The organism is Streptomyces sp. NBC_00386 (genome assembly GCF_036063235.1).
In the GTDB taxonomy this organism is placed as follows: Bacteria; Actinomycetota; Actinomycetes; order Streptomycetales; family Streptomycetaceae; genus Streptomyces.
In genome coordinates this window covers 3,489,983-3,515,375 of the sequence record NZ_CP107950.1, presented here as the reverse complement: position 1 = coordinate 3,515,375, position 25,393 = coordinate 3,489,983, and the positions used below count along the sequence as shown (strand labels likewise).

Below are 25,393 nucleotides of genomic sequence, written 5' to 3'. Positions count from 1 at the left end.
CGGCCCGTCGAATTTACTCGCCGGGCGCATTACCACCATACCCCGGAATCGCGCACATGCGATGGCCGATTTGGTCACGTAGTCGTCGTCACACAGGTTGAGCAGGGACTTCCCCCGTACGGTGAGCGGGCTATTGTGCGCTTCATGACGACGCCTGACAACGCCGCTGAGAAGCCCGCCGAAGCCCCCGCCGACACCGCCCCCGCGGCCACCGGAGTAGCCGCGCAGAACTGGGACACGGCCTCGGCCGAGCCTCAGTACCGCGCCGCGGTCGTGGACCTGCTCGGAGCGCTCGCGTACGGCGAGCTCGCGGCGTTCGAGCGGCTCGCGGAGGACGCCAAACTGGCGCCCACGCTGAGCGACAAGGCGGAACTGGCGAAGATGGCGTCCGCCGAGTTCCACCACTTCGAGCAGCTGCGGGACCGGCTCTCCGCGATCGGCGCGGAGCCGACGCAGGCGATGGAGCCCTTCGTCGCCGCGCTCGACGGTTTCCACCGGCAGACGGCTCCCTCGGACTGGCTGGAGGGGCTCGTCAAGGCGTACGTCGGCGACTCGATCGCCAGTGACTTCTACCGCGAGGTCGCGGCCCGGCTCGACTCGGACACCCGCGGGCTCGTCCTCGGCGTCCTCGACGACACCGGTCACGCCGGTTTCGCGATCGAGAAGGTGCGCGCCGCGATCGACGCCGACCCGCGGGTCGGGGGCCGGCTCGCGCTGTGGGCGCGGCGGCTGATGGGCGAGGCACTGTCCCAGTCGCAGCGCGTGGTCGCCGACCGCGACGCCCTGTCGACGATGCTCGTGGGCGGTGTGGCGGACGGATTCGATCTCGCGGAGGTCGGCCGGATGTTCTCCAGGATCACCGAGGCGCACACCAAGCGGATGGCCGCGCTGGGCCTGGCGGCCTAGGACGGACAACGCCTAGGACGGACACGCACCAAGGACTACCGGCGCGGTTCACGGTCGCGGGAGCGGGGCCTTCGCAGCGGCTTACGCCGTCGCCGAGCGGCGTCGAAAACGCTCCTCGGGGCGCAGCAGCAACGACAGCAGCGCCGCGGACACGGCCACCGCGCCGAGAAGGATGGCCAGGAAGTGGCCGGAGCCCAGTGCCGTGTGCGTCAGGAAGGCGCCGAACAGGGCTCCCGCCACGCCCGTCGACAGGACCAGGCTGCGTGTGGGCAACCGGTGGGGCAGGCGGTACGAGGCCGCCCACGCCAGCGCGAGACCGAGCAGCGCGGAGCCGAACGCTTCCAAGAACATGGGTGGGGTCCCTCCCGCACGGCCGGTGCAAATCGGTCGTAGCCGGTCCTACCCCTGAGGTTCGGAACGCAACCCTCCTCCGTGCCCGGCATGTGCTCCATCTGCTGAGGCGCCCGGCGTACGGGAGCGGCGGTGGTGCGGATCGGGGTGTGCGCCGGAGCGGAAGCGGGCGTGCGCCGGTCGGATGAGCCGACGCGAACCGGCGAACCCGGCGGGCCGGGCAGCAGGACGCAGTACGGGCAGCACGAAGCAGGTACGGGAAGGGCCCGGTGACGATGTCACCGGGCCCTTCCCGTACCTGCTTCGTCGCTCCAGTCGCCCTACAGGGCGCTGAATCCGACCTTGCGCTGCGTGGGCTCGCCGAGCTCCACGTACGCCAGCCGGTCGGCCGGAACCAGGACCTTGCGGCCGTGGTCGTCCACGAGGCTCAGCAGCTGCGACTTGCCGGCCAGCGCCTCGGACACCGCGCGCTCGACCTCTTCCGGGGTCTGACCGCTCTCCAGAACGATCTCGCGGGGCGCGTGCTGCACGCCGATCTTGACCTCCACGGCTTTGTCCCTCCGACGGTCAGTCATGTGCGCGTTCGTACGCGCCGTACGCAGCACACATTAGCCCGGCGAGGGGACGCGCACGCTCCGCCCGGGAACGCCAGGAGCGAACAGCCGACGGGAACAAAGAAGCGGCCGGGGGCGTGCCCCGGCCGCTTCCTTCGTGTCGGTGATCCAGTGGTCCGGTGGATCAGTGGTGGTCGGTGCCGTGCAGCGGGAAACCCGCGATGCCCCGCCAGGCGAGCGAGGTCAGCAGCTGGACCGCCTGGTCGCGCGGGACACTGCGGTCACTGTGCAGCCAGGAACGGGCCACCACCTGGGCCAGGCCACCGAGCCCCGAGGCGAGGAGCATCGACTCCTCGCGAGAGAGACCGGTGTCCTCGGCGATGACGTCGCAGATCGCCTCGGCGCATTGGTGCGTCACCTTGTCGACGCGCTCGCGCACCGCCGGCTCATTGGTCAGGTCGGACTCGAAGACCAGCCGGAACGCGCCGCCGTCGTCCTCCACGTAGGCGAAGTAGGCGTCCATCGTCGCGCGGACGCGCAGCTTGTTGTCCGAGGTCGACGCGAGAGCGGCCCGTACCGCCAGCAGCAGGGACTCGCAGTGCTGGTCCAGCAGGGCGAGGTACAGATCGAGCTTGCCCGGGAAGTGCTGGTAGAGAACCGGCTTGCTGACGCCCGCGCGCTCGGCGATGTCGTCCATGGCGGCCGAGTGGTATCCCTGCGCAACGAAAACTTCCTGGGCGGCGCCGAGGAGCTGGTTGCGTCGGGCACGGCGCGGCAGGCGAGTGCCCCGCGGGCGTGCTGCCTCTGTCTGCTCGATGGCTGTCACGCCGCCTCCCAAAGTTGTCCACGTGCGGTGTGCGCCGCGCCGCCATCGTACTTTTCGGTAACCCTGCTGTGTGCGGTGCGAGCGGAGAATTTCACGGACCGACCCCCTGCCGGGACGGCGCACACTGTGCCGAAGGGGACGAGCTGGGCACCCGGCCGCCGCGGCGGCCCTGATCTGCGGTGTCGGATCACCTGTGGATGTCAGGTCACCTGTAGTCGTCCTCGTTCAGCCGGACGACCCGGGCCTGCTCGGCCAGATCGCCGTCGTCGGCGTTGAGGCGGTCGCCCGGGGGTTCCGGGTCGACGTCGTCCGCGGGGTCCAGCTCGGCGGACTGCTCGACGGCGTCGGCCTCGGGGGTCTCGACGTCGGGGATCTCCCGGAACTGGTCGTCGAACGTTCCGGGGTCTGTCGGGTCGACTGTCATGGTTCCTCTTCCCGAACGGTACGAGTGCGCTCCTGATATGCGGACGAGTGCCCTCGTTCGAAGCCTAGGAGACACGCGATCCGGACGCTATGCGATCGGCCCGCGATCTGTGACCGCGAACACATGAGCCCCCGCGTGATCGTCTCGTAACATTGCGGCATGTCTTCGACCGAACTCCCTTCCGCGCCGGCCGTCAGTGTCACGCCGCGGGTCGGCGCCGTCAGGGTCGCGGAGGGAGAGCGACTGCGATCGGTCGGGCTGCCCGGCATCACGTTGACGGTCCGGTCGAGACCCCCGGTCAGGGAGGACCTCCCGCCCGCTCTGTACGTGCACGGTCTGGGCGGTTCCTCGCAGAACTGGTCGGCGCTGATGTCCCGGCTCGACGGGCTCGTGGAGAGCGAGGCCCTCGACCTGCCGGGCTTCGGCGACTCGCCGCCGCCGGACGACGGCGACTACTCGGTCACCGGACACGCGCGGGCGGTCATCCGCCATCTCGACGCGTCCGGACGGGGTCCCGTACATCTTTTCGGCAATTCCCTCGGCGGAGCCGTCACGACGCGCGTCGCTGCCGTGAGGCCGGATCTCGTCCGGACGCTCACGCTGGTGTCCCCCGCGCTGCCCGAGATCCGCGCGCAGCGCACGGCCTGGCCGACCGCGCTGCTCGCTCTGCCCGGGGTGGCGGGACTGTTCACGAAACTCACCCGGGACTGGAGCGCTGAGCAGCGCGTACGAGGGGTTCTGGCCCTCTGTTACGGCGATCCCGGCATCGTGACGCCCGAGGGGTTCCGTAACGCGGTCGAGGAGATGGAGCGACGGCTCGCCCTGCCCTACTTCTGGGACGCCATGGCACGCTCGGCGCGCGGGGTCGTGAACGCCTACACGCTGGGCGGCCAGCACGGACTGTGGCGTCAGGCCGAACGGGTGCTCGCTCCCACGCTCCTGGTCTACGGCGGCCGCGACCAACTTGTCGGCTACCGTATGGCGCAGCGCGCGGCCCGTGCGTTCCGCGATTCCCGGCTGCTGTCCCTGCCGGACGCGGGGCACGTCGCCATGATGGAGTATCCGGAGACGGTCGCCACCGCCTTCCGTGAACTCCTGGCGGACCTGGGAGAGTCGACCACTTCGGTGGCAGTCGGCGCGGAGAGCTGAGGCGGGAAGTGGGACGACACAGTCGTCGGGGGCGGGCCGGCAAGACGGACACCGCGCAGACGCGGGCGGTTCCGGCGGACGAGGCGGCACCGGCTCCGGCGCCGGGCCCGGACGGCGTCCGCCGCGCCGCGACACGCCCGGCCGGCTCCCCGGGTCCCTACCCGCCCTCGGGCGGCAGTTCGCAGCAGGGCGCGCCACGATTCTCCGACGGCACTCCGGCGCACGGTTTTCCGCGGGTCGCGGACGGCACTCCCGCGCGAGGGGTGCCGCGCTACGCGGACGGGACCCCGGCCCACGGAGTCCCGCGCTTCCAGGACGGCGCCCCTGTACGCGGGGTGCCGCGTTCCTTCGAGGGGACCCCGGCGCACGGAACGCCGCGTCTTCCCGACGGGACCCCGGCGCACGGAACGCCGCGTTTCCCCGACGGGACCCCCGCCCACGGAATGCCGCAGGTGCGGGGCGGGCATCCCGAGCAGCGTGAACAGGGCGGCGGCTGGGGCGAGTCCAGGGCCGGCGGGACTCCTCAGGGCGCGTCCGCCGGACCGCGGGTGCCCCAGCAGCGCAGGCAGGCCGTGAAAGGACCCCGGCAGGCGTACGTCGACGCGTTCGACCTCGACGAGCGGCAGAGCGGCGGCGCGGCGGGCCGGACGGCCGGCCCCCGTACGGGGTTCGACGACCCCGCCGACTGGAACGCCCAGCCCATCGGCACCGGCGACCGGCCGCTGCCGGAGGCCGACGATCAGGACGAGGGCAAGGCCCGCAAGGGATGGGCGTTCACCGGGATCGCGGCGGCCGCCGTCACCACCGTGCTGGCCGTCGTCGTGGCCGGACAGATGGCCACGGGAGGGCACGACGCCGACGCACGGGCGCAGTCCGCCGACGCGGGCGGCCGGACGACCCAGGACTCCGCCTCGCGCGGCGACGACAGGCCCACCCAGTCGGGACAGCCGCAGGTGGCCGCCGCGCCCCTGACGTACGACCAGCAGATGGCCAGGACCTACCCGCTCGGGGCGAAGCTCAAGGCGTCGGGGAAGTTCGCCGCGGTGCCCGGAGTCGCCAAGGCGCCCGGCAAGGGCCACAAGTACACCTACCGCGTCGACATCGAGCAGGGCCTCGATCTCGACGGCGCGCTCTTCGCCGACGCCGTACAGAAGACCCTGAACGACAAACGGAGCTGGGCCCACGGCGGCGCCCGGACCTTCGAGCGGATCGATTCCGGCAAACCGGACTTCGTCATCACGCTGGCGAGTCCCGGCACCACCGCCGAGTGGTGCGCCAAGTCGGGGCTCGACACCACGGAGGACAACGTGTCGTGCGACTCGGCGTCCACCGAGCGCGTCATGATCAACGCGTACCGCTGGGCCCAGGGCTCCAAGACCTACGGCTTCGGTGACGAGATTCACGCCTACCGGCAGATGCTGATCAACCACGAGGTCGGCCACCGGCTCGGATACGGGCACGTCACCTGCGAGAAGGACGGCGATCTCGCCCCGGTCATGCAGCAGCAGACCAAGTTCCTCGACCACGACGGAATCCACTGTCTGCCCAACGCCTGGCCCTATCCCACGAGTTGACGGAAAGTGCCCGTATCGCTTTGACATGCGGAAAAAGATCGTTCATATTTTCCGCATGTCCTCCCGTCACGCCTCCGTTCGCGCCGCCATCGAGCTGGCGCTCATCGGCGTGACCGCGCTCTGCGTGGCCGACATTCACTGTTGCTGACGCCCGCCCCCCGGCGAGTGCGTCGCTCTCCTTTCCGTCTCGTTCCCGTGCGCTCCCGAACCTCCGCGGTTCGGCGTGCCCGCGCCCCTTTCGGTCCGGTCTGACTCCGACGCCTGACGCCCTGGGCGAGCTCTGCGCTCCGCTGTCTCACTCCGTGTCATTCCGTCTCAGTATTCGAGTCATCCGAGAGGTCGTCTTCCGATGCGTCAATCGTCCGTCATAGCGCGCCGCGTGGCCGCGGCATCCGTCAGCCTGGTCGTGGCAGCGGGCGCCGCCGCCTGCGGGCCGAAGGACAACGATGCCAAGAGCTCCGGTGGCGACTCCCAGCCCCACAAGGGCGGCACGCTCACCGTCCTGAACTCCAATCCGCAGTCGGACTTCGACCCCGCGAGGCTCTACACCTCCGGCGGCGGCAACGTGCCCTCGCTCGTCTTCCGTACGCTCACCACCCGCAACCGCGAGAACGGGGCCGCCGGTGCCGAGGTCGTCCCCGACCTCGCCACGGACACCGGCCGCCCGAGCGAGAACGCGACCGTGTGGACGTACACCCTGAAGAAGGGCCTCAAGTTCGAGGACGGCACGCCGATCACCTCCGCCGACGTCAAGTACGGCATCGAGCGCTCCTTCGCCGCCGAACTCTCCGGCGGCGCGCCCTACCTGAGGGACTGGCTCATCGGCGGCGCCGACTACCAGGGTCCCTACAAGGACAAGAAGGGCCTCGACTCGATCGAGACGCCGGACGCGCTGACCATCGTGTTCCACCTGAACAAGCCCGAGGGCGAGTTCCCCTACCTGGCCACGCAGACGCAGTTCACGCCCGTCCCGAAGGCCAAGGACACCGGCACGAAGTACGAGGAGCACCCGGTCTCCTCGGGCCCGTACAAGGTCGTCAAGAACGAGAACGACGGCGAGCGCCTCACCCTGGAGCGCAACACCCACTGGTCCGCGTCGACCGACGCCGAGCGCAGGGCCTACCCGGACACGATCGACGTACGGTCCGGGCTGGACTCCTCCGTGATCAACCAGCGGCTGTCCTCCTCCCAGGACGCCGACGCCACCGCCGTCACCACGGACACCAACCTCGGCCCGGCCGAGCTCGCCAAGGTGACCGGGGACAAGGCACTTGCCTCGCGCGTCGGAACCGGCCACTTCGGCTACACGAACTACCTCGCCTTCAACCCGAAGGTGAAGCCGTTCGACGACCCGAAGGTGCGTCAGGCGATCTCGTACGCCGTCGACCGCAGCTCGGTGATCAACGCCGCGGGCGGCTCGTCCCTCGCCGAGCCGGCGACGACGTACCTGCCGAACCAGAAGTCCTTCGGCTACACGCCGTACGACCTGTTCCCGGCGGGCGCCTCCGGCAACGCGGTCAAGGCGAAGGAACTGCTGGCGCAGGCGGGCCACAAGAACGGCCTGACCATCACGCTCACGCATTCCAACAGCAAGGACTTCGAGACCAGCCCGGAGATCGCGACCGCCGTCCAGGACGCGCTCAAGAAGGCCGGCATCACCGTCAAGCTCCAGGGTCTCGAGGAGAACGACTACAGCGACAAGATCCACAGCGCGAAGAACGAGCCCGGCTTCTTCCTCGCCCACTGGGGTGCCGACTGGCCCTCCGGCGGTCCCTTCCTGGCCCCGATCTTCGACGGCCGGCAGATCGTCAAGGACGGCGCCAACTTCAACTCCGGCTTCCTCGATGACAAGTCGGTCAATGACGAGATCGACGCGATCAACAAGCTGACCGATCTCGACGAGGCCGCCAAGCGCTGGGGCGCGCTGGACAAGAAGATCGGTGAGCAGGCGCTGACCGTGCCGCTGTTCCACCCCGTCTACAAGCGCCTGTACGGCGAGGGCGTCAAGAACATCGTGATCAGCGACTGGACCGGCGTTCTGGACATCTCCCAGGTCGCGGTGAAGTAGCACCGTGAGCGAGGCACTTGCCGCCTCCCCGGCCCCCGTGGCGGACTCGTCCGCCACGGGGGCCTCGGGGGCCCGTCAGTTCTGGCGGCGGCTGCGTGCGCAGCGCGCCGCCCTCGTCGCGGCGGCCGTCGTCGCGCTGCTCGTCCTGATCGCGATCGCCGCGCCGCTGCTCACGGCGATCGAGGGCCAGGACCCCACCACCTACCACCCCTCGCTGGTGGACTCCGCGCGCGGCGGCGTCCCCGTCGGCCCGCTCGGCGGCATCGGCGCCGACCACTGGCTCGGCGTCGAACCCCAGACCGGCCGCGACCTGTTCGCACGCCTCGTCTACGGCGCCCGGGTCTCCCTGGGCGTCGCCCTGGGGGCGACGGTCGTGCAGGTCCTCATCGGGGTCGTGGTCGGTGTCGCCGCCGCCCTCGGCGCGCGCTGGGTCGATCAGCTGCTGAGCCGGTTCACCGAGATCATCATCGCGATGCCGCTCATGATCATGTCGCTGGCACTGCTGGCGATCGTGCCCAGCGGCTTCCCCCGGCCCCTGCTGGTCGCACTCGTCATCGGCCTGATCGCCTGGGGCAACGTCGCGAAGATCACGCGAGCCCAGACGCTCGCCCTCAGGGGACTCGACTACGTCTCCGCCGCCCGGCTCAGCGGCTGGGGCACCTGGCGGATCGCCCGCCGCGAACTGCTGCCGGGACTCGCCGCGCCGGTCATCACGTACGCCGCGCTCCTCGTCCCGATGAACATCAGCGTGGAAGCCGCGCTCTCCTTCCTGGGGGTCGGAGTCAAGCCCCCGACCCCCTCGTGGGGACAGATGCTCACCGCCGCCGACGTCTGGTACCAGGCCGCCCCGCAGTACCTGCTGCTGCCCGCCGGCGCGCTCTTCGTGACCGTCCTGACGCTGACCGTCCTGGGCGACGGCATCCGCACGGCCCTCGACCCGCGCGCGGCCTCCCGCCTGCGCGTCGGCACCGGCCGCAAGCAGGAGGCCAAGGCGGACGCGGACACCAGGAAGTCCCCGGCGGACACGAGCGCCGGGGCGGAAGCCGCCGGCGGGAAGGGGGCCGTGGCATGAACGGCTTCGGAGGATTCCTCCTGCGCCGCTCCGCCGGCACCGTGATCACCCTGCTCGCCATCTCGGTGATCGTCTACGTCGTCTTCTTCGTCACCCCCGGCAACGTCGCCCAGATCACCTGTGGCCCCCGCTGTTCCCCGGAGCAAGTGCACCAGGTGGCGCAGCAGTTGAGGCTCGACGACCCCCTCTACGTGCGCTACTGGCACTTCCTCCAGGGCATCCTCGTCGGCCAGGACTACTCCACGGGCACGTCCGTGGAGCACTGCTCGGCGCCCTGCCTCGGCCAGTCGTACCAGAGCGGCCGGCAGGTGACCCAGCTGATCCTCACGAAGCTGCCGGTCAGCCTGTCGCTCGTGTTCGGCGCGATGATCCTCTGGCTGATCCTCGGCGTCGGCACCGGTGTCCTGTCCGCATGGCGGCGCGGCCGTCTCACCGAGCGCGTGCTGACCGGCGTCACGCTCGCGGGCGTGGCCACGCCCGTCTTCGTGATCGGCCTCGTCCTGATGATCGTCGTCTGCGGGCAACTGCGGCTGCTGCCCTTCCCGCAGTACGTCAGCCTCACCGAGGACCCCGAACAGTGGGGCTGGAACCTGCTGTTGCCGTGGCTCTCCCTGGCCCTCATCGAGGCCGCCACGTTCGCCCGGCTCACCCGGGCGTCGATGCTGGAGACGCTCGCCGAGGACCACATCCGGACCTTTCGCGCGTACGGCGTCGGCGAGCGGTCGATCATCGGCCGGCACGCGCTGCGCGGGGCGTTCGCGCCGATCATCGCGCTCAACGCCAACAACGTCGGCGGCGCCATCGGCGGAGCGGTGCTCACCGAGACGCTCTTCGGGCTGCCCGGCATCGGCCAGGAACTGGTGCACGCGGTGAACGTCGTCGACCTTCCCGTGGTCGTCGGCATGGTCCTGGTCATCGGCTTCTTCGTGGTCATCGCCAACGCCGTCGCGGACGTGCTCTACGCGGTGGCCGACCGACGGGTGGTGCTGGCATGAGCGACTCTTCCCCGACCCTCTCCACGCTTCGTCAGGCGGGCCCGGGCTCTTCACCCGGTACCTCCGCGGACTCCTCCCCGGCCGGTTCCGCCGCCCCGCTGGTCGAAGTGAACGACCTCGTCGTCGACTTCGGGGGCCTGCGTGCCGTCGACGGGCTCTCCTTCCGGCTGGAGAAGGGCGCCGCACTGGGTCTGGTCGGCGAGTCCGGCTCGGGCAAGTCCACCGTGGCGTCGGCCCTGCTGGCGCTCCACCGGGGCACCGGAGCACGCGTCGACGGCACGGTCCGCGTGGCCGGCGTCGACGTACAGCGGGCGTCCGACGACGAACTGCGGCGGCTGCGCGGCGGAAAGGCCGCCATGGTCTTCCAGGACCCGCTGTCCTCCCTCGACCCGTACTACGCGGTGGGCGACCAGATCGCCGAGGTGTACCGGGTGCACACCAAGGCGTCCCGGCGAGCGGCACGCGCGTGTGCGGTGCGGGTGCTGGACCGCGTCGGCATCCCCGACGCCGCCCGCCGGTCCCGCTCGCGCCCGCACGAGTTCAGCGGCGGTATGCGCCAACGCGCCCTCATCGCCATGGCGCTGGCCTGCGAACCCGAGCTCCTGATCGCCGACGAGCCCACCACGGCCCTCGACGTGACCGTCCAGGCGCAGATCCTCGACCTCCTGCACACCCTGCGGCAGGAGACCGGAACAGGGCTGCTGCTGGTCACCCACGACGTCGGGGTCGCGGCCGAGAGCGTCGACGAGATCCTGGTCATGCGGCACGGACGCGCGGTCGAGCACGGGCCCGTGGGTGCCGTCCTCGGCGCGCCCCGGGAGCCGTACACCCGCGAACTCCTCGGCGCCGTCCCGCGGGTGGACACACCTCGGGCGGCCGGGCCGGCCCGGCGCGAGGACGGTGCCGCTCGGGCCGGGGAGGCCGGGCCGGACGACGTCCTCCGGCCCGACGACGTCATCCTCGAAGCGGCCGGGCTCCGGCGTGAGTTCGGGCGCGGGAAGCGCCGGTTCGCCGCCGTCGACGACGTGTCGCTGAGCGTCCGCCGGGGCGAGACCCTCGGCATCGTCGGCGAGAGCGGCAGCGGGAAGACGACCCTGGGAAGGATGCTGGTCGGGCTCCTGGAACCCACCGCAGGCGTGGTCCGTCACGAGGGGCGCGAACAGTCCGGCGTCCGCCCCTCGGTGCAGATGGTCTTCCAGGACCCGGTGTCGTCCCTCAACCCCCGGCGCAGTGTGGGCGAGTCCATCGCCGACCCGCTGCGGGCGCGAGGGGAGAGGGACGAGGGGTGCATCCGGGGGCGCGTACGGGAACTGCTGGAGCGCGTGGGGCTCGAAGCGGCGCACTACGACCGCTACCCGCACGAGTTCAGCGGCGGACAGCGCCAGCGCGTCGGCATCGCACGGGCCCTGGCCGCCGAACCGCACGCCATCGTGTGCGACGAGCCGGTCTCCGCGCTCGACGTCACCACGCAGGCCCAGGTGGTCGCCCTGCTCGGCGAGCTGCAACGGGAGCTCGGGCTCGCGCTGGTGTTCGTGGCGCACGATCTCGCGGTCGTACGCCAGGTCAGCGACCATGTGGCCGTGATGCGGCGCGGCCGGCTCGTCGAGTACGGTCCCGCCGACGAGGTCTACGAGAGCCCCCGCGACCCGTACACCCGGCAGCTGCTGGCCGCCGTACCGGCGCTCGACCCGGAGATCGCGGCCCGGCGCCGCGCGCGGCGCGAGGAGGTGTCCCCGGCGTGATCCGGGGGCCGGTGGCCCGCGGATACGTGCCCGCGTGATCCCGTAGCGCGACGAAACGCGACCTGCGCGGGAAAGTTACGACCGTTCACCCCTTTTGGTGGTGCGATGGACAACCGTCCGTCGTACCACCTCCTTGTCCGCATACCTTCGTCCCGCTGTGAGCCGCCGGGTCAACGGCGGCTCCCCATACGGGAGATCGGGGGTGTGCTCGTGCGCATCGGACTGGTTACGGAGGGTGGCTATCCGTATGTGAGCGGTGATGCCGGACTCTGGTGCGACCGGCTCGTGCGCGGGCTCGGGCAGCACACGTTCGACATCTACGCGCTCAGCCGCACCGAGCGCCAGGAGGACCAGGGCTGGATCCAGCTGCCGCCCCAGGTCGGCCGCGTCCGCACGGCACCGCTGTGGACGGCGCACGACGACGGCGTGGTGCACGGGCGCCGGGCCCGGCGCCGGTTCTCCGAGGCGTACGGAGAGCTGCTCGCGGCGGTGTGCGGGGGACCGCGGGCCGCGAGCCCCGAAGCCCCCGGAGTCTCCGAAGCCCCCGGAGTCTCCGGAGACCCGGCGGATTCCGTCGGCGCCGAGGCGGACCGTTTCGCCAGTGCCCTGTACGGACTGGCCGAACTCGCCCGGGACGAGGGCGGACTGGCGGGCGCCCTGCGCTCCGAGAACGCGGTGCGTGTCCTCGAACGCGCCTGTCGCGCACCGGGCGCGCTCCGTACGGCCCGCACCGCGCGCGTTCCCGACCTGCTCACCGTCGCCGCGCACATCGAGCGCGCCCTGCGCCCGCTCTCACTGGACTGGTACGAGGACGACGCGCTCGGCTCGGCGGACCTCTGCCACGCCGCGGCCGGCGGGGCGGCGGCGCTGCCCGGCCTCCTGGCCCGGCACTTCCTCGGCGTCCCGCTGCTGGTCACCGAGTACGGCGTGCACCTGCGGGCGCACTATCTGGCCGCCGCGACCCTCGAAGAGGCCCCCGCCGTCCGAGCACTGCTCGCCGCGTTCCACGGCCGGCTCGCCACCGAGGTCTACCGCGCGGCCGTGCTCGTCACGCCCGGCAACGTGCACGCCCGCCGCTGGCAGGAGCGCTGCGGCGCCGACCGCGCCAAACTGCGCACCGTCCACCCCGGCATGGAGGCCGCCCGCTTCGCGGACGTCGGGGAGGGAGTGCGGGGCAGCCGGTGCGCGGACCCCGACACGCTGGTGTGGGTCGGCCGCGTCGAGCCGGCCAAGGACCTGATCTCCCTGCTGCACTCCTTCGCCGAGATCCGCAGGGCCGAGCCGAGGACCCGGCTGCGGATCGTCGGCGCCCCCGCCGAGGACCCGGACGCCGCCGCCTATCTGGCCCACTGCAAGGCGCTGGCCGCGCAACTCTTCCCCGACGAGGCGGAGGGGGTGCACGCCGTCGGCGACAACCCGGTCTCCTTCGAGGAGATCGGCGGCCCCGAGATCCCGAGCCTCGCGGAGGCCTACGCCTGCGGAGCCCTGGTCGTCCTGTCCAGCGTCGTCGAGGGCTTCCCGGTCAGCCTCGTCGAAGCCATGCTCTGCGGCCGGGCCACCGTCTCCACGGACGTAGGCGCGGTCGTCGAGGTCATCGGCGGTACGGGTCTTGTGGTCCCGCCGCGTAATCCGCGGGCGCTGGCGGAGGCGTGCGTGGCACTGCTGCGCGACCCCGAACGCCGTGAGCGGCTCGGCGCGGCCGCCCGCGCCCGCGCCCTCGAACTCTTCACCGTCGAGCAGAACATCACGGCATTTCACGGCATTTACCTGGAGATCGTCTCTCGCTCCCCGGTGCGTCGCCTCGTCGTGGACGACGAGGGGGAGCCGCTGCCCTTCGGCGTTCCCGCCGAGGCCCATGTGCCGGGGCGCTGGACCGAGACCCGCTTCATGACCGCGTGCCGGCCGCGCTGGGCGGAAGGGGCACCCGTACGGGCCACCGTGCCCCCGTCCACGCCGGTACCCGTTTCCGTGCGGGAGGGCGCGTGACGATCGACAGCACGGGACACGGCGCGGGACCGGGTGCCCCGCACGAATGCGACGACCCGAGCGAACCGGCCCGACCCGCCCCGACGACCCCCGCCCCGACGACGACCCCCGCGACACCGGTCCCCGCCCTGGCCGGGCTGACGACGCGTCCTGGCACGACGACCGGCCCCGGCACGGGGGACGAGCGGTCGGCACCCGACGCCGGTCCCTTCGGAGATGACGCCGGTCCCTTCGGAGATAAGGACAGCGGCGGGGGCAGCGGCGGGGCCGGGGGCGGCGACTCGGTGCGCGGCATCGCTCCCCTGCGCGAGGGCGACTCCGCACGTGAGGGTTTCCAGGGCACGCGCGGGTCCGCCGGGCGCCGTGGCGCGGTGGACCCCGTGAAGGCACTCATGCACCGGCACCGCGAGCTCTGCGAACGGGCCGTGGACCCCCTGGAGATCGCGGCGGGTCTGGAGGCGCACGGGGTCACCGACCGGACCGCCGCCCGCCTGCGCCACCGGGACGTCTTCTCACTCGCCGAGGAGATGTACGCCCGCGCGGCCCGCGACGGGGAGGCGACCTCCCGCACCGAGTCCCCCGGACGCCCGGGACCGCGCGCCTACTGGGCGGCGCTCGCCCTGGTGCCGGGCGTCCTCGGCGCGGCCGTCGTCGTCGGGCTGCGGCTCACCGGCGGGCAAGCTCGTCCGGCCGTCGCCGCGTTCGGCGCCCTGGCCGTCGCGTCGGGCCTGTACCTCGCCTTCCGGCGCGGCCCCTTGAGCACCCCGCACCGCACGACGGGCGCCGCACACGTGGGGACCTGCTGGCTCATCGCGTACGCCCTCGCCGGAGACGGACTGCTGAGCGCCGCCCGGGACGGCGGCCCGCACGGCCCCTGGCCCCTGGCCACTGCACCCGTGCTGGCTCTCCTCCTGGCCTGCGTCCCGGCGGCCTGGTGCGCCCACCTCTTCGCCGCCCGCGCCCACCGCCGGCTGAGCGCGAGCCGCGGCCTGGAGGAGTTCGCCACCTCCGTACGCCCTCTGCTCCTCGGGGCGTTCGGCCTGTTCACGGTCGCGCTGTACGGGCTTCTCGCGCTGTGCGGGACGGCACTGGACGAACCGCCCGCCTACGCCGGAGCCGGTGCCCTCGGCGCACTGGTCCTCCTGGCACGGCTGCTCACGGCACGCGGTTTCACCCGCGTCCCGGGCCGCGCGCTGGCAGGCGCGGGTGCGGTGGAGGCCACGGCCCTCGCCATGGTCTTCGCCGCGCGACTGCCCGGCTGCTCGTTCCTGGCCGCCCCCGTCGACAGCCTGGTCGAAGCGGCGGGCGCCGGGGCCGTGCCGGCCCTGGGCTGCGGGGCGGGCGCCCTCGTCCTCCTCGTCCAGTCGACCCGCACGCTCACCCGCGCCTCGGCCCACGCCCCGCCCCGCGAGGGCGCATGAGCCGCGATCGATCCGAGTCCCCCGGCGCGCCGAGACCGCCGACCCGGCGGTCCGTTTCGCCGGGTGGCCGGGCGGCCGAGGCCATCCGGAACCGGCCCACGACGGCCCCACCGCCGTGAGCCCCCCGGAGTCCGGGCAGTTTCCCGGATCCGGACCCCCTTCTCCCGCGGGGCCGACACCGCGGGCCCTCTCCCCGACCTACGGCATCACCTTGAAGGAGACAGTCAGATGATCACCTCCCGAACCGGAGAATCCGCCCCGGGAGCTGCCCGATGAGGGTCCTGCTGATCGGAGCCAACGGCTACCTCGGCCGCTTCGTCGCCGACAGACTGCTCGCCGACCCGGCCGTGCAGCTCACCGCCCTCGGCCGGGGCGACGACGCCGACGTACGGTTCGACCTAGCCTCGGGCAGCCCCGGCGCGCTCACCCGCTTCCTGGACGCGGTGCACCCCGGAGTCGTCATCAACTGCGCGGGCGCCACCCGCGGCGGCGCCCGCGAACTGACCCGGCACAACACCGTCGCCGTCGCCACCGTCTGCGAGGCCCTGCGCCGCAGCGGCTGCGGGGCCCGGCTCGTCCAGCTCGGCTGCGGCGCCGAGTACGGGCCCAGCCAGCCCGGCTCCTCCACCGCGGAGGACGCCGTGCCGCGCCCGGGCGGCCCGTACGGAGTGAGCAAACTCGCCGCGACGGAACTCGTCCTCGGCTCCGGCCTGGACGCCGTCGTCCTGCGTGTCTTCTCACCCGCGGGACCCGGCACGCCCGCCGGATCCCCGCTCGGCCGGCTCGCCGAAGCCCTGCGCCGCGCCATGCAGGCCAGCGACGGCGAACTCAAGCTCGGCGGCCTCGGCGTCCAGCGCGATTTCATCGACGTCCGTGATGTCGCCCGCGCCGTCCACGCCGCCTCCCTGTCCGCCGCGCAGGGGGTGATCAACATCGGCTCGGGCCGCGCCGTACGCCTCCGTGACGCCGCCGCAGTCCTCGCGCGCGTGGCCGGTTACAGCGGCAGCCTGCACGAACTCGACGGCCCGCCCGGCCCGTCCATGAGGCCGTCCATCGGCCACCCCCGTCCCGAACCCGAACACGTGGCCCCGGTGTCGTACCCCTACCCGGACGGCTGCGGCAGCTGGCAGCAGGCCGACGTGCGCACCGCGCGCGACCGGCTCGGCTGGCGGCCCCGGATCAACCTCGAGGAATCCCTGGCCGACATCTGGATGGAGGCGGCATGTCGTATCTGACCAGGACCGCGACCGGCAGCGCGAGCACCGACCTGGGACTCGGCTTCGGTGTCCCCGGCTATGCGCATCCCCTCGTCGCTCCGCTGGAATGGGACGAACTCACCCGCCCCGGCACCCCCTTGCACTGGGTCGTGCTGAACGTGGACAACGGTCCAGGCGAGCGGCCCGACCCGCGCTGCCTGGAGGCCACCGGACGGCTGCGCAACGCGGGCGTCCGGGTGCTGGGACTTCTCGACGCCGCCCACGGCGTACGCCCCTTCGGCGAGACGATCGCCGACGCGCGCCGCCATCTCGACTGGTACAAGGCCGACGGATTCCTCCTCGACCGCTGCCCCACCGAACGCGCCGCGCTGCCCGACGTCCGCCGGACGGCCGGCGCGCTGCGCGCGCTCCGGGACGGCGCCCACATCGTGTTCGGCCACGGCACCCACCCGCATCCGGGATATGCCGAGAGCGCCGACCAACTGGTGACCTTCTCGGGCCCCTGGAGCGAATACCGCTGGTCGCAGGTCGCCGAATGGACCGCCGACCATCCCCCCGAGCGCTTCTGCCATTTCGTGCACGGCGTGCCGCGCGGTCACCTGGACGAGGCACTGCGCATCGCCCGCTGGCAGGGCGCCTCGACGATCTACTTCACCGACCGCACCGATCACGGCGGGACAGCCGACCCCTGGGAGACGATGCCCGGCTACTGGGACGAGATCGTCTCGCGGATCGGAACGGGTGTCTCGGAATGAAGAAGGGCGTGGCAGTGTTACGGGGAGAACAACTGTAGTGATAGACCGACCAACGGAGTCCCCGTGTCGCTGCCACCCCTGGTCGAGCCAGCCTCTGAGCTCACCGTAGACGAGGTCCGCAGGTACTCCCGCCACCTGATCATCCCCGATGTGGGCATGGACGGGCAGAAGCGGCTGAAGAACGCCAAGGTGCTCTGTGTGGGCGCCGGCGGCCTCGGATCGCCGGCGCTGATGTACCTGGCCGCGGCGGGCGTCGGCACGCTCGGCATCGTGGAGTTCGACGAAGTCGACGAGTCGAACCTGCAGCGCCAGATCATCCACAGCCAGGCGGACATCGGCCGTTCCAAGGCCGCGTCCGCGCGCGATTCCGTACTGGGCATCAACCCGTACGTGAACGTGGTCCTTCACGAAGAGCGGCTCGAGGCCGAGAACGTGATGGACATCTTCAGCCAGTACGACCTGATCGTCGACGGCACCGACAACTTCGCGACCCGTTACCTGGTCAACGACGCCTGCGTGCTGCTCAACAAGCCGTACGTGTGGGGCTCGATCTACCGCTTCGACGGCCAGGCCTCCGTCTTCTGGTCCGAGCACGGTCCCTGCTACCGCTGCCTCTACCCGGAGCCCCCGCCGCCGGGCATGGTCCCCTCCTGCGCCGAGGGCGGCGTCCTCGGCGTGCTGTGCGCGTCCATCGGCTCCATCCAGGTCAACGAAGCGATCAAGCTCCTCGCGGGCATCGGTGAGCCGCTCGTCGGCCGCCTGATGATCTACGACGCCCTGGAGATGCAGTACCGCCAGGTCAAGGTCCGCAAGGACCCGAACTGCGCGGTCTGCAGTGAGAACCCCACCGTCACCGAGCTCATCGACTACGAGGCCTTCTGCGGCGTCGTGTCCGAGGAGGCCCAGGAGGCGGCCGCCGGCTCGACGATCACTCCCAAGCAGCTCAAGGAGTGGATCGACGACGGCGAGAACATCGAGATCATCGACGTCCGCGAGGTCAACGAGTACGAGATCGTCTCGATCCCCGGCGCCAAGCTGATCCCGAAGAACGAGTTCCTCATGGGCACCGCCCTGGCGACCCTGCCGCAGGACAAGAAGATCGTCCTGCACTGCAAGACGGGTGTCCGCAGCGCGGAGGTCCTCGCCGTCCTGAAGTCCGCCGGTTTCTCCGACGCGGTGCACGTCGGCGGCGGTGTGATCGGCTGGGTCCACCAGATCGAGCCCGACAAGCCGGTGTACTGACCGGCGGACCGGACCGCGCTTTCGGTGGCGGGGGTTTCGTGGACCTGGTGTCCGTGGAACCCCCGCCGTCGTCATGAACAGACCTTGCCGTCCTTCGGCACCGTTCCGTCCAGCAGATAGCTGTTCACGGTCGAGTCGACACAGTCGCTCCCGCTCCCGTAGGCGCCATGGCCCTCGCCCTTCCAGGTGAGCTCCACTCCCACGCCCTCGCCGAGCTCGTCCGCCATCCTGCGCGCACCCTCGTAGGGTGTCGCCGGGTCCCCGGTGTTGCCCACGACCAGGACGGGTCCGGCTCCCGGAGCACTGACCTCGGGAGTGTCGTACTGGCCGGCCACCGGCCAGTCGTGACACCAGCCCGCCGTGTCCCAGCCCATGAAGTCCCCGAAGACGGGCGAGATCTTCTCGAACTCGGGGAGCCGCTTCCTGGTCTCCTCGGGAGTCGGCCGCTCCTTGTCGTCCAAGCACGATATGACCCGCTGGGACTGGGTCGTCGTGCCGTAGTGCCCCGAGGCGTCACGGTCGTTGTAGTTGTCGGCGAGCGTCAGCAGGGCCGAACCGTCCCCGCCCTCGGCGTTCTTCAGGGCTTCGGTGAGGCTCGGCCAGCGCTCCTGACTGTAGAGGGGCAGCACGATGCCGGTGAGGGCCAGTGTCTGGCTCAGCTTGCGCCCGCCGGAAGCGGGCAGCGGGTTCGCGTCGATCCGCTTCAGCAGGTCCGCGATCTTCCGGGAGCCCTGCTTCGGGTCCTGCCCGGTGGACTTGAGGTAGTCGTCCAGGGCGCGCTGGAAGCCCAGCGTCTGGTTCTTGGCGTGGCCCACGGTGTCGGCGCTCGGGTCGACGACCGCGTCCAGCGCCAGGCGTCCCACGTTCCTCGGGAACAAGTGGGCGTACACACCGCCCAGTTCGGTGCCGTACGAGATGCCGAAGTAGTGCATCCGGCGGTCGCCGAGGACCTGGCGCATCAGGTCCATGTCGCGGGCCGTGTCCGTCGTCGAGACATGGGACAGCAGCTTCCCGGCGGCCTTCGCGCAGGCCTTCCCGAAGTCCGTGGCGTCCTGCAAGTACGCAGCCTCCTCGGCCGCGTCGTCCGGTGTCGCGTCCACCGACTCGGAAGCCTGGATCGCCTTGTCCCCGCGGCACCGCACCCCTTCGCTGGCAGCCACCCCGCGCGGGTCCCAGCTCACCAGGTCGTAGCGCTGGTGGAGCGGGCCGACGATGCTCTCGTACCACGGCATCGTGGAGATGCCCGAGCCGCCGGGGCCGCCGAAGTTGAAGAGGAGCGAGCCGATGCGCTTGCTCTGACCACCGGTCGCCTTGGAGCGGATGAGGGCCAGGCCGATCGTCGCACCGCCAGGCTTCGCGTAGTCCAGCGGCGCCTTGAGCGTGGCGCACTGCCAGCCGTTCCCGGGTGCGGGGGAGTCCGAAGTGCCTTTGCACCGGCCCCAGTCGAGCCTCTGCGAGGTGAGCGAGGCGGGCAGCCCCGGCGACCCGCCGGAGGGCGGGGCGGTGGACGGCGCCTTGTCGCCGTTCTTTTCCTCGTTCTTGCCGCCGTCCGGCGAGCCCCCGCCGCAGCCCGCCAGCAGCAACGCGGCGGCGGCCGCGGCCGTCCACCGTGCGAAACGTGTCATGAGTGCCCCCCTCGCCAGTGGTCCGCACGAGTTCGCGGATCACATGCAGGCCATAGTAGGCGCCGGCCGCCGACCGCCGTCGAGGCCTGTGGATAACGCTCTGACCTGCTGCTTTCTAGGAACAGACGGTGCCGGTCGACGGCACGGTTCCCTCCAGCAGGTAGCCGTTCACCGCACCCTGCACGCACTTGTTCTTGCTGTCGTACGCCCCGTGTCCCTGGCCCTTGTACGTCAGCTCCACTCCGACGCCCTTGCCGAGCGCGTTCACCATCGCCCGGGCTCCCTCGTACGGCGTCGCGGGATCGCCGGTGTTGCCGACCACGAGGATCGGCGCCGAGCCGGGGGCGCTGACATCCGGGTGCTCGGCGGCTCCCGGCACCGCCCAGTCGGTGCAACTGACCATGCCCCAGGCCAGATAGTCGCCGAACAGCGGAGAGGCGGCCCGGAAGTCGGGAACCTTCGACTTCACATGGTCCGCGGTGTAACGCGGCTTGTCGTCGGCGCAGTTGATGGAGATGTTCGCGGGGGTGATGTTGCTGTACTGGCCGTTCTCGCTACGTCCGTTCATCGAGTCCGACAGCAGCATCAGCACCTTGCCGTCGCCGTCGTAGGCCTGTTGGAGTCCCTCCGTCAGGTACTCCCAGAAGTCCTTGGAGTACAGCGACTGCGCGATGCCGCTCGTCGCGGCGGTCTGGGTGAGCCGGCGGGGGAAGACACCGGGGATCGGCTTGCTGTCGAGGTCCTTCAGCAGCCGGGCGATGCGGTCCTTGACGTCCTGCGGGCTGTCGCCGATGGGGCAGTCCTCGACCTTCGAGGTGCAGTCCTCGGCGAAGTTGTCCAGCGCGAGCTGGAAGCCCTTGGCCTGGCCGAGGGAGCTCTGTTCCGCGTTCTGGGTCGGGTCGACGACCCCGTCGAACACGGCCCGGCCCACGTTCTTGGGGAACAGGTGGGCGTAGACGCCGCCCAGTTCGGTGCCGTACGAGATGCCGAAGTAGTGCAGCTTGTCGTCGCCGAGCACCTGCCGCATCAGATCCATGTCGCGAGCGGCGTCCGTCGTGCGCACATGGGGCAGGGCCTTGCCGGAGTTGTTCTCACAGGCCGCGTTGAACGTCCTGGTGTTCCGCAGGAGCGCCTGCTGCTCGGCGTCGTCGTCCGGAGTGGCGTCCTGCTGGAAGAACCTGTCGAGCTGCTGGTCGTTCTCGCACTTGACCCCCGCGCTGCGGCCGACTCCGCGCGGGTCGAAGCTCACCAGGTCGTACCGGGTACGCAGGGCGGCGTAGTCCTGTCCGAAGGCGGGCAGCGTGGCGACGCCCGAGCCGCCGGGTCCGCCGAAGTTGAAGATGAGCGAGCCGATGCGCTTGCCGGGGTCGCCGCTCGCCTTCGCCCGGATCAGCGCGATCCCGATCGTGTCGCCCTTGGGGTCGGACCAGTCGAGGGGCACCTTCAAGGTGGCGCACTGCCATTCCGCCCCACCCGGCAGAGGCGAGGGGGCGCTGCCGCCGCCCTGGGCCTCGGACGGCGCCGGGCACGCCTTCCAGTCCAGCTTCTGCGCCGTCAGATCCTCCTCCTTGGAGTCACCGCTGCAACCGGACACCCACGAGGCCAGCAGGACGGCGGTGACGAACACGGCGGCGGCGCGCGGGGACGGGTTCGGCATGTTCCCCATCCTGCGGGCGGGCAGGGTGGGGCGCTCGGGGCACGAGCCGTGTGGGTGAGGGCGTGACCGAGGGCCCGCGCCCGTGGGCGCGGCTCGGACGGGGCCGTCCGCCCGCCGCCGGTACGGACGGGGACGGGCCGTCCGTCAACCGCTGTCACGGACAGGGCCGAGGGCCCAGTCCGCCGCTGGTACGGGCCGGTGCGGGCGCGTAAGGGCGGTCCTCGCACGGGGTCTCGCGGGCGTCCTAGAGCGCGCCCTTGCGTGTCAGGTGGTTGAAGAACAGCCAGCCGGGCAGCACCGGGATCCACAGGGTCAGCAGCCGGTACAGCAGCACCGCCGGCGCCGCGACCTCCTTGGGCAGCCCGACGGCGATCAGGCCGACGGTGAGGGTCGCCTCGACCGCGCCCACACCGCCCGGGGTCGGGGCCGCCGAGCCGAGTGCGTTGCCGGCGAGGAAGACGACGGCGACGCTGGCGAGGCTGAGCGAGGCCGTCTCCTCGTTGCCGAACGCCCGGATCGACGCGTCCAGGCACATCACGAAGCAGGCTGTCAGCAGCAGCATGCCGCCGATGCCGGTGACGAGCTTCTGCGGCCGCTGCAGCACGTCCAGCATGCGCGGCACGACGCCCGCGAACAGCGACCTCACGCGCGTGGAGACGAACTTGCGCAGCAGCGGCACCGACGTCACCACGAGGATGAACACCGCGACCGTCAGCAGGCCCGCGATGACCGTGCGGGACGGTGACAGGGACGGCGTCTTCTCCGTACCGGTCAGATAGCCGAAGGACAGCAGCATCAGGATGTGGCAGCCGAGCCCGAACAGCTGCGACGCGCCGACACTCGCCACCGCGAGCCCCGGCCGTACCCCGGCACGCTGGAGGAAGCGCGTGTTGAGGGCGACGCCGCCGACCGCGGCGGGCGCCACGATCTTCACGAACGAGCCGGCGACCTGGGCCGCCGCGGTCCGCAGGAAGGGCACCCGCTCCGGTACGAAGCCGAGGAGGCTCATCGCCGCCGCGAAGTAGCTCAGGGCGGAGAACAGCGCGGCCGCCGCGACCCAGCCCCATTCGGCGTTATCGAAGAGGGTCCCGAACTCGATGTGGGTGAGCTGGGTGAGCAGGAAGTACGCGCCGATCGCCCCGGCGATGAGACTGATCAGTGTGCGGGGCTTGACCCGCTCCAGCCGGGCCGGCTCCACGGGCGCCTGGGGCCTGATCAGCAGGACCTGGTGGCGGATCTGGGTGAGCAGATCCTCCTCGCGCGCCTCGTCCAGGGCCTCGTCGATGGCTCGCTTCTCGGCGCGCTGCTCCGCGCGTACGGCCTTCTTCCCGGCCTTCTCCGGCAGGGGCGGGGCCGCTTCCCCGCCTTCCTCGGCCGCTTCCGCCGCGCGGGCGAGTTTGGCCTGCCGCGAGGCCTCCAGTACCGCCTCGCGTTCACGCTGCGCGCGCTCCCGGGCGAGTCTGCGCAGCGTCGCGCGCGTGGAGCGCGTCAACGCGATCGGCTGGAGCATGGGCAGGCAGTTCGCGACGGCGTCAGGGCCGAGCACGCCCACCGCGGACGCCACCGCGCGCTCGGCGCCCACGCGCAGCCCGAGGGTGGTCACGAGCTGGGCGATGTCCATGCGCAGCAGCAGATCGCCCGCCGCGATCTCGCCGCCGCGCAGATCCGTGAGGATCACCGTGCCGGAACGATCCACCAGAATCGCGTCGCCCGCGAGCCGGCGGTGCGCGATGCGCCGGGACTGGAGCGCCTGCACCTGGTGCCAGGTGTCGCGCAGCAGTTCGTCGGTGATCAGCTCGTCGGGCAGGGAGTCCAGGGTGTGCGCGCCGGTGTGCTCGTAGACGAGCATCACGGCGTCCGGGCCCAGCTCGGAGGTCGCGATCAGCTTGGGCGCGTTGGCGCCGGCCGCGATGGCCGCGTAGGCGAGGAGCGCTTCCTGCTCCAGGGCCTGGCGCAGTGACTGGAGGCTGCGGCGCGTGGTGAGGCCGCGCAGCGTCAGACGGCGCCAGACGCGGTAGAAGAAGCCCTGTGCCTGCTGCTCGCGGTCGACGACCGTGACGTCCAGCGGCGGGCCGTCCTCCAGGGTGACGAAGTAGCGCCGGCCGCGGTCGCCGCTCTCCGTGCTCTCCGGCATCTCCTCGCGGGCCGCGCTGACCGGGTGGAAGCCGACGTGCCGAAGGCCCGCCATCAGCGTCCGCCCGGTCGGCCGTACGTTCGGCGAACCGACCGCGTACAGCGTCCCGTAGGCGACGGTCCAGCCGATCAGCACCGTCAGGATGATCGAGAACGGGGTCGTGTAGCCGGTGACCAGCATGGAGAAGGCGTCGAGGAGCAGCACGACCCACAGGACCCCGCGCCAGCGCGGTCTGCGGGACATGCCGACCGCCGTCATGTAGGCGATGACCGGTGCGAGATAGCCGTGCACCGGGTCGGTGAGGGCGTGGACGTCACCGGGCGAGGGCTGGGTGAGCGCCTCCTGGATGGAGCCGGGGGCGCCCTTGGCGACCCACAGGTCCGTGGCGAGTGTCACTCCGTGCGCGAGGACCGCGGCGAGGACGCCGTCGGCGATGCGCAGTCCGTCCCGTTTGATCAGCCGCTCGATGGCGAAGGCGACCGGTACCAGGAGGATCGCGATGCTGGACGCCAGTCCGGCGATCTTGATCAGCAGATCGGGTGCCTGCCCGGTGCCCTTGTTGATGTCCTGTTCGAGGCCCGAGGTGGTGCCGTGCGCGAACGCGGCGATGGCCAGCAGCACCACGATCGCGAGAACGCCGACCAGGAGCCGCATCAGGTCGGAGGGGCGGTGCACGCGCGCGGGAAGCAGCGGTTCGTCGCCCTCGACCTCGTCCGCGTGGACCTCGTCCGCGCAGAGGGTGCCGCGCTCGGCCTGCCGCTTCTCGTCCCTGGGGGTCAGGGACGGGTTCGCCCGGGTCCCAGGAGACGGGGTCTCCCGGGCCTCGGGAGAGGATTCCGCGGCCTCGCCGGAGTCCGTCCCGCCCGTCACGGAGGCGGACTCGTCCGTCTTGTCGTCCGAGTCCTTCTCGTCGACGCCGTCGGTGTCCGGGCGTGACGAGGCAGCGGAGGTGCCCTCCGCGTCTTCGGGGTGCACGCCCTGCTGCCTCATCGTCTCTTCTTGATCTCGTATCACCAGTCACCGCCCGCACGATGGTGGCATGCCCGACCGACACACGGGGGCATCAGGGTGCAAATGCGGGGCGCGCAATCTGCTACAAGCGTCACCCGGCGGGAAGGAATATGTACAGTCGCCGCGGGGTCGCGTTGTCGGTGGGGTGGGGCAGGATGGGGCGGATGAGCGAGGAGAGGCTTCCGGCGGACGCGCTGCCGGAGTACGCGGAGCGGGTCCTCGACGTCGCCGAGCAGATCCCGCCCGGCCGCGTCATGACGTACGGCGACATCGCCGAATGGCTGGAAGAGGGCGGGCCGCGCCAGGTGGGCCGGGTGCTGGCCCTGTACGGCGGAGCGGTTCCGTGGTGGCGCGTCATGCGTGCCGACGGTGCGCTGCTGCCCGGCCACGAACTGGACGCGCTGGCCCGCTACCGCGCCGAGGGGACGCCTCTGAAGGAGGCGAGCCGGGCCGCCGCGGGTCATCTGCCACGCGTCGACATGAGACGGGCCCGATGGGACGGCGGCGAACGCGCGGAAGGTCACACCTGACAGCTTCCGGCATTCACGGGGCCGAAGGGGACACTGAGGCCCGTACGAGGGAAATGAGGCGCATCCGTGACATGCCGTACGTTCGTGCACCACGGGACGCACGGGACGTGCGAGGCGTGAGGGAAGAATCGGAAGCCCTCCTTCCGTGAACCGG

Annotated in this window: 21 protein-coding genes; 14 read left to right on the top strand and 7 right to left on the bottom strand. The window is 71.5% G+C overall.

Annotated features, from left to right (window positions below; genetic code table 11):
* Positions 1-144: 144 nt before the first annotated feature.
* Complete coding sequence (locus OG780_RS15250) at positions 145-906, top strand: ferritin-like fold-containing protein (protein ID WP_328448513.1); 762 nt, start codon at positions 145-147, stop codon at positions 904-906.
* A gap of 81 nt (positions 907-987) precedes the next feature.
* Here OG780_RS15250 and OG780_RS15245 read toward each other — a convergent pair whose 3' ends face one another.
* The 4 genes from OG780_RS15245 to OG780_RS15230 all read right to left on the bottom strand — a co-directional run bounded on the left by OG780_RS15245 (position 988) and on the right by OG780_RS15230 (position 3,061).
* Positions 988-1,257, bottom strand: a complete 270-nt coding sequence (locus OG780_RS15245) for a hypothetical protein (protein ID WP_328448511.1) — start codon at positions 1,255-1,257, stop codon at positions 988-990.
* Positions 1,258-1,577: 320 nt separating this feature from the next.
* The gene (locus OG780_RS15240) at positions 1,578-1,805 is read right to left on the bottom strand and encodes a DUF3107 domain-containing protein (RefSeq protein WP_028801993.1); all 228 of its coding nucleotides are present in this window, start codon (positions 1,803-1,805) and stop codon (positions 1,578-1,580) included.
* Between the two features lie 190 nt (positions 1,806-1,995).
* On the bottom strand, positions 1,996-2,637 hold the full coding sequence (locus tag OG780_RS15235) for a TetR/AcrR family transcriptional regulator (protein WP_326785658.1): 642 nt from the start codon (positions 2,635-2,637) through the stop codon (positions 1,996-1,998).
* A 205-nt stretch (positions 2,638-2,842) separates the two neighbouring features.
* Positions 2,843-3,061, bottom strand: a complete 219-nt coding sequence (locus tag OG780_RS15230) for a hypothetical protein (protein ID WP_328448509.1) — start codon at positions 3,059-3,061, stop codon at positions 2,843-2,845.
* A gap of 159 nt (positions 3,062-3,220) precedes the next feature.
* Between OG780_RS15230 and OG780_RS15225 the strand changes: the two genes are divergently transcribed.
* The 12 genes from OG780_RS15225 (at position 3,221) to moeZ (ending at position 18,282) form a co-directional block, all read left to right on the top strand.
* On the top strand, positions 3,221-4,210 hold the full coding sequence (locus OG780_RS15225) for an alpha/beta fold hydrolase (protein ID WP_328448507.1): 990 nt from the start codon (positions 3,221-3,223) through the stop codon (positions 4,208-4,210).
* Positions 4,211-4,218: 8 nt separating this feature from the next.
* Complete coding sequence (locus OG780_RS15220; protein WP_328448505.1) at positions 4,219-5,784, top strand: DUF3152 domain-containing protein; 1,566 nt, start codon at positions 4,219-4,221, stop codon at positions 5,782-5,784.
* A 55-nt stretch (positions 5,785-5,839) separates the two neighbouring features.
* The gene (locus OG780_RS15215; protein WP_318658278.1) at positions 5,840-5,932 is read left to right on the top strand and encodes an Ms4533A family Cys-rich leader peptide; all 93 of its coding nucleotides are present in this window, start codon (positions 5,840-5,842) and stop codon (positions 5,930-5,932) included.
* A 201-nt stretch (positions 5,933-6,133) separates the two neighbouring features.
* Entirely contained in the window at positions 6,134-7,852 is a 1,719-nt protein-coding gene (locus OG780_RS15210; protein ID WP_328448502.1) for an ABC transporter substrate-binding protein, read from the top strand.
* A 4-nt stretch (positions 7,853-7,856) separates the two neighbouring features.
* Positions 7,857-8,924 carry an ABC transporter permease gene (locus OG780_RS15205; RefSeq protein ID WP_328448500.1) on the top strand — a complete coding sequence of 356 codons (1,068 nt, stop codon included), beginning with the start codon at positions 7,857-7,859 and terminating at the stop codon, positions 8,922-8,924.
* Positions 8,921-9,919, top strand: a complete 999-nt coding sequence (locus OG780_RS15200) for an ABC transporter permease (protein WP_328448498.1) — start codon at positions 8,921-8,923, stop codon at positions 9,917-9,919. The genes OG780_RS15205 and OG780_RS15200 overlap by 4 nt, the downstream gene beginning before the upstream one ends.
* Positions 9,916-11,661: an ABC transporter ATP-binding protein gene (locus OG780_RS15195; RefSeq protein ID WP_328448496.1), complete on the top strand. Its 1,746-nt coding sequence runs from the start codon at positions 9,916-9,918 to the stop codon at positions 11,659-11,661. The genes OG780_RS15200 and OG780_RS15195 overlap by 4 nt, the downstream gene beginning before the upstream one ends.
* Positions 11,662-11,871: 210 nt before the next feature.
* Positions 11,872-13,647 (top strand): DUF3492 domain-containing protein, encoded by a 1,776-nt coding sequence (locus tag OG780_RS15190; protein ID WP_328458141.1) that lies wholly within the window; start codon positions 11,872-11,874, stop codon positions 13,645-13,647.
* A complete protein-coding gene (locus OG780_RS15185) occupies positions 13,644-15,068 on the top strand; it encodes a hypothetical protein (protein ID WP_328448493.1) in 1,425 nt (474 codons plus the stop codon). Before OG780_RS15190 ends, OG780_RS15185 begins: the two co-directional genes overlap by 4 nt.
* 272 nt (positions 15,069-15,340) lie before the next feature.
* Positions 15,341-16,303 (top strand): NAD-dependent epimerase/dehydratase family protein, encoded by a 963-nt coding sequence (locus OG780_RS15180; protein ID WP_328448491.1) that lies wholly within the window; start codon positions 15,341-15,343, stop codon positions 16,301-16,303.
* Positions 16,291-17,040, top strand: a complete 750-nt coding sequence (locus OG780_RS15175; RefSeq protein ID WP_328448489.1) for a spherulation-specific family 4 protein — start codon at positions 16,291-16,293, stop codon at positions 17,038-17,040. Before OG780_RS15180 ends, OG780_RS15175 begins: the two co-directional genes overlap by 13 nt.
* A 63-nt stretch (positions 17,041-17,103) precedes the next feature.
* Positions 17,104-18,282, top strand: coding sequence for an adenylyltransferase/sulfurtransferase MoeZ (moeZ, locus tag OG780_RS15170; protein ID WP_328448487.1), 1,179 nt, complete (start codon positions 17,104-17,106; stop codon positions 18,280-18,282).
* Positions 18,283-18,353: 71 nt separating this feature from the next.
* On the opposite strand, the gene OG780_RS15165 is transcribed toward moeZ, so the two are convergent.
* From OG780_RS15165 to OG780_RS15155, 3 genes are all read right to left on the bottom strand, one after another.
* Positions 18,354-19,907, bottom strand: coding sequence for an alpha/beta hydrolase (locus OG780_RS15165; protein WP_328448485.1), 1,554 nt, complete (start codon positions 19,905-19,907; stop codon positions 18,354-18,356).
* A 115-nt stretch (positions 19,908-20,022) separates the two neighbouring features.
* Positions 20,023-21,564, bottom strand: coding sequence for an alpha/beta hydrolase (locus tag OG780_RS15160; RefSeq protein ID WP_328448483.1), 1,542 nt, complete (start codon positions 21,562-21,564; stop codon positions 20,023-20,025).
* A 244-nt stretch (positions 21,565-21,808) separates the two neighbouring features.
* Positions 21,809-24,688, bottom strand: a complete 2,880-nt coding sequence (locus tag OG780_RS15155) for a lysylphosphatidylglycerol synthase transmembrane domain-containing protein (protein ID WP_328448481.1) — start codon at positions 24,686-24,688, stop codon at positions 21,809-21,811.
* A 185-nt stretch (positions 24,689-24,873) separates the two neighbouring features.
* Between OG780_RS15155 and OG780_RS15150 the strand changes: the two genes are divergently transcribed.
* Entirely contained in the window at positions 24,874-25,239 is a 366-nt protein-coding gene (locus OG780_RS15150; protein WP_328448479.1) for an MGMT family protein, read from the top strand.
* Positions 25,240-25,393: the final 154 nt, after the last annotated feature.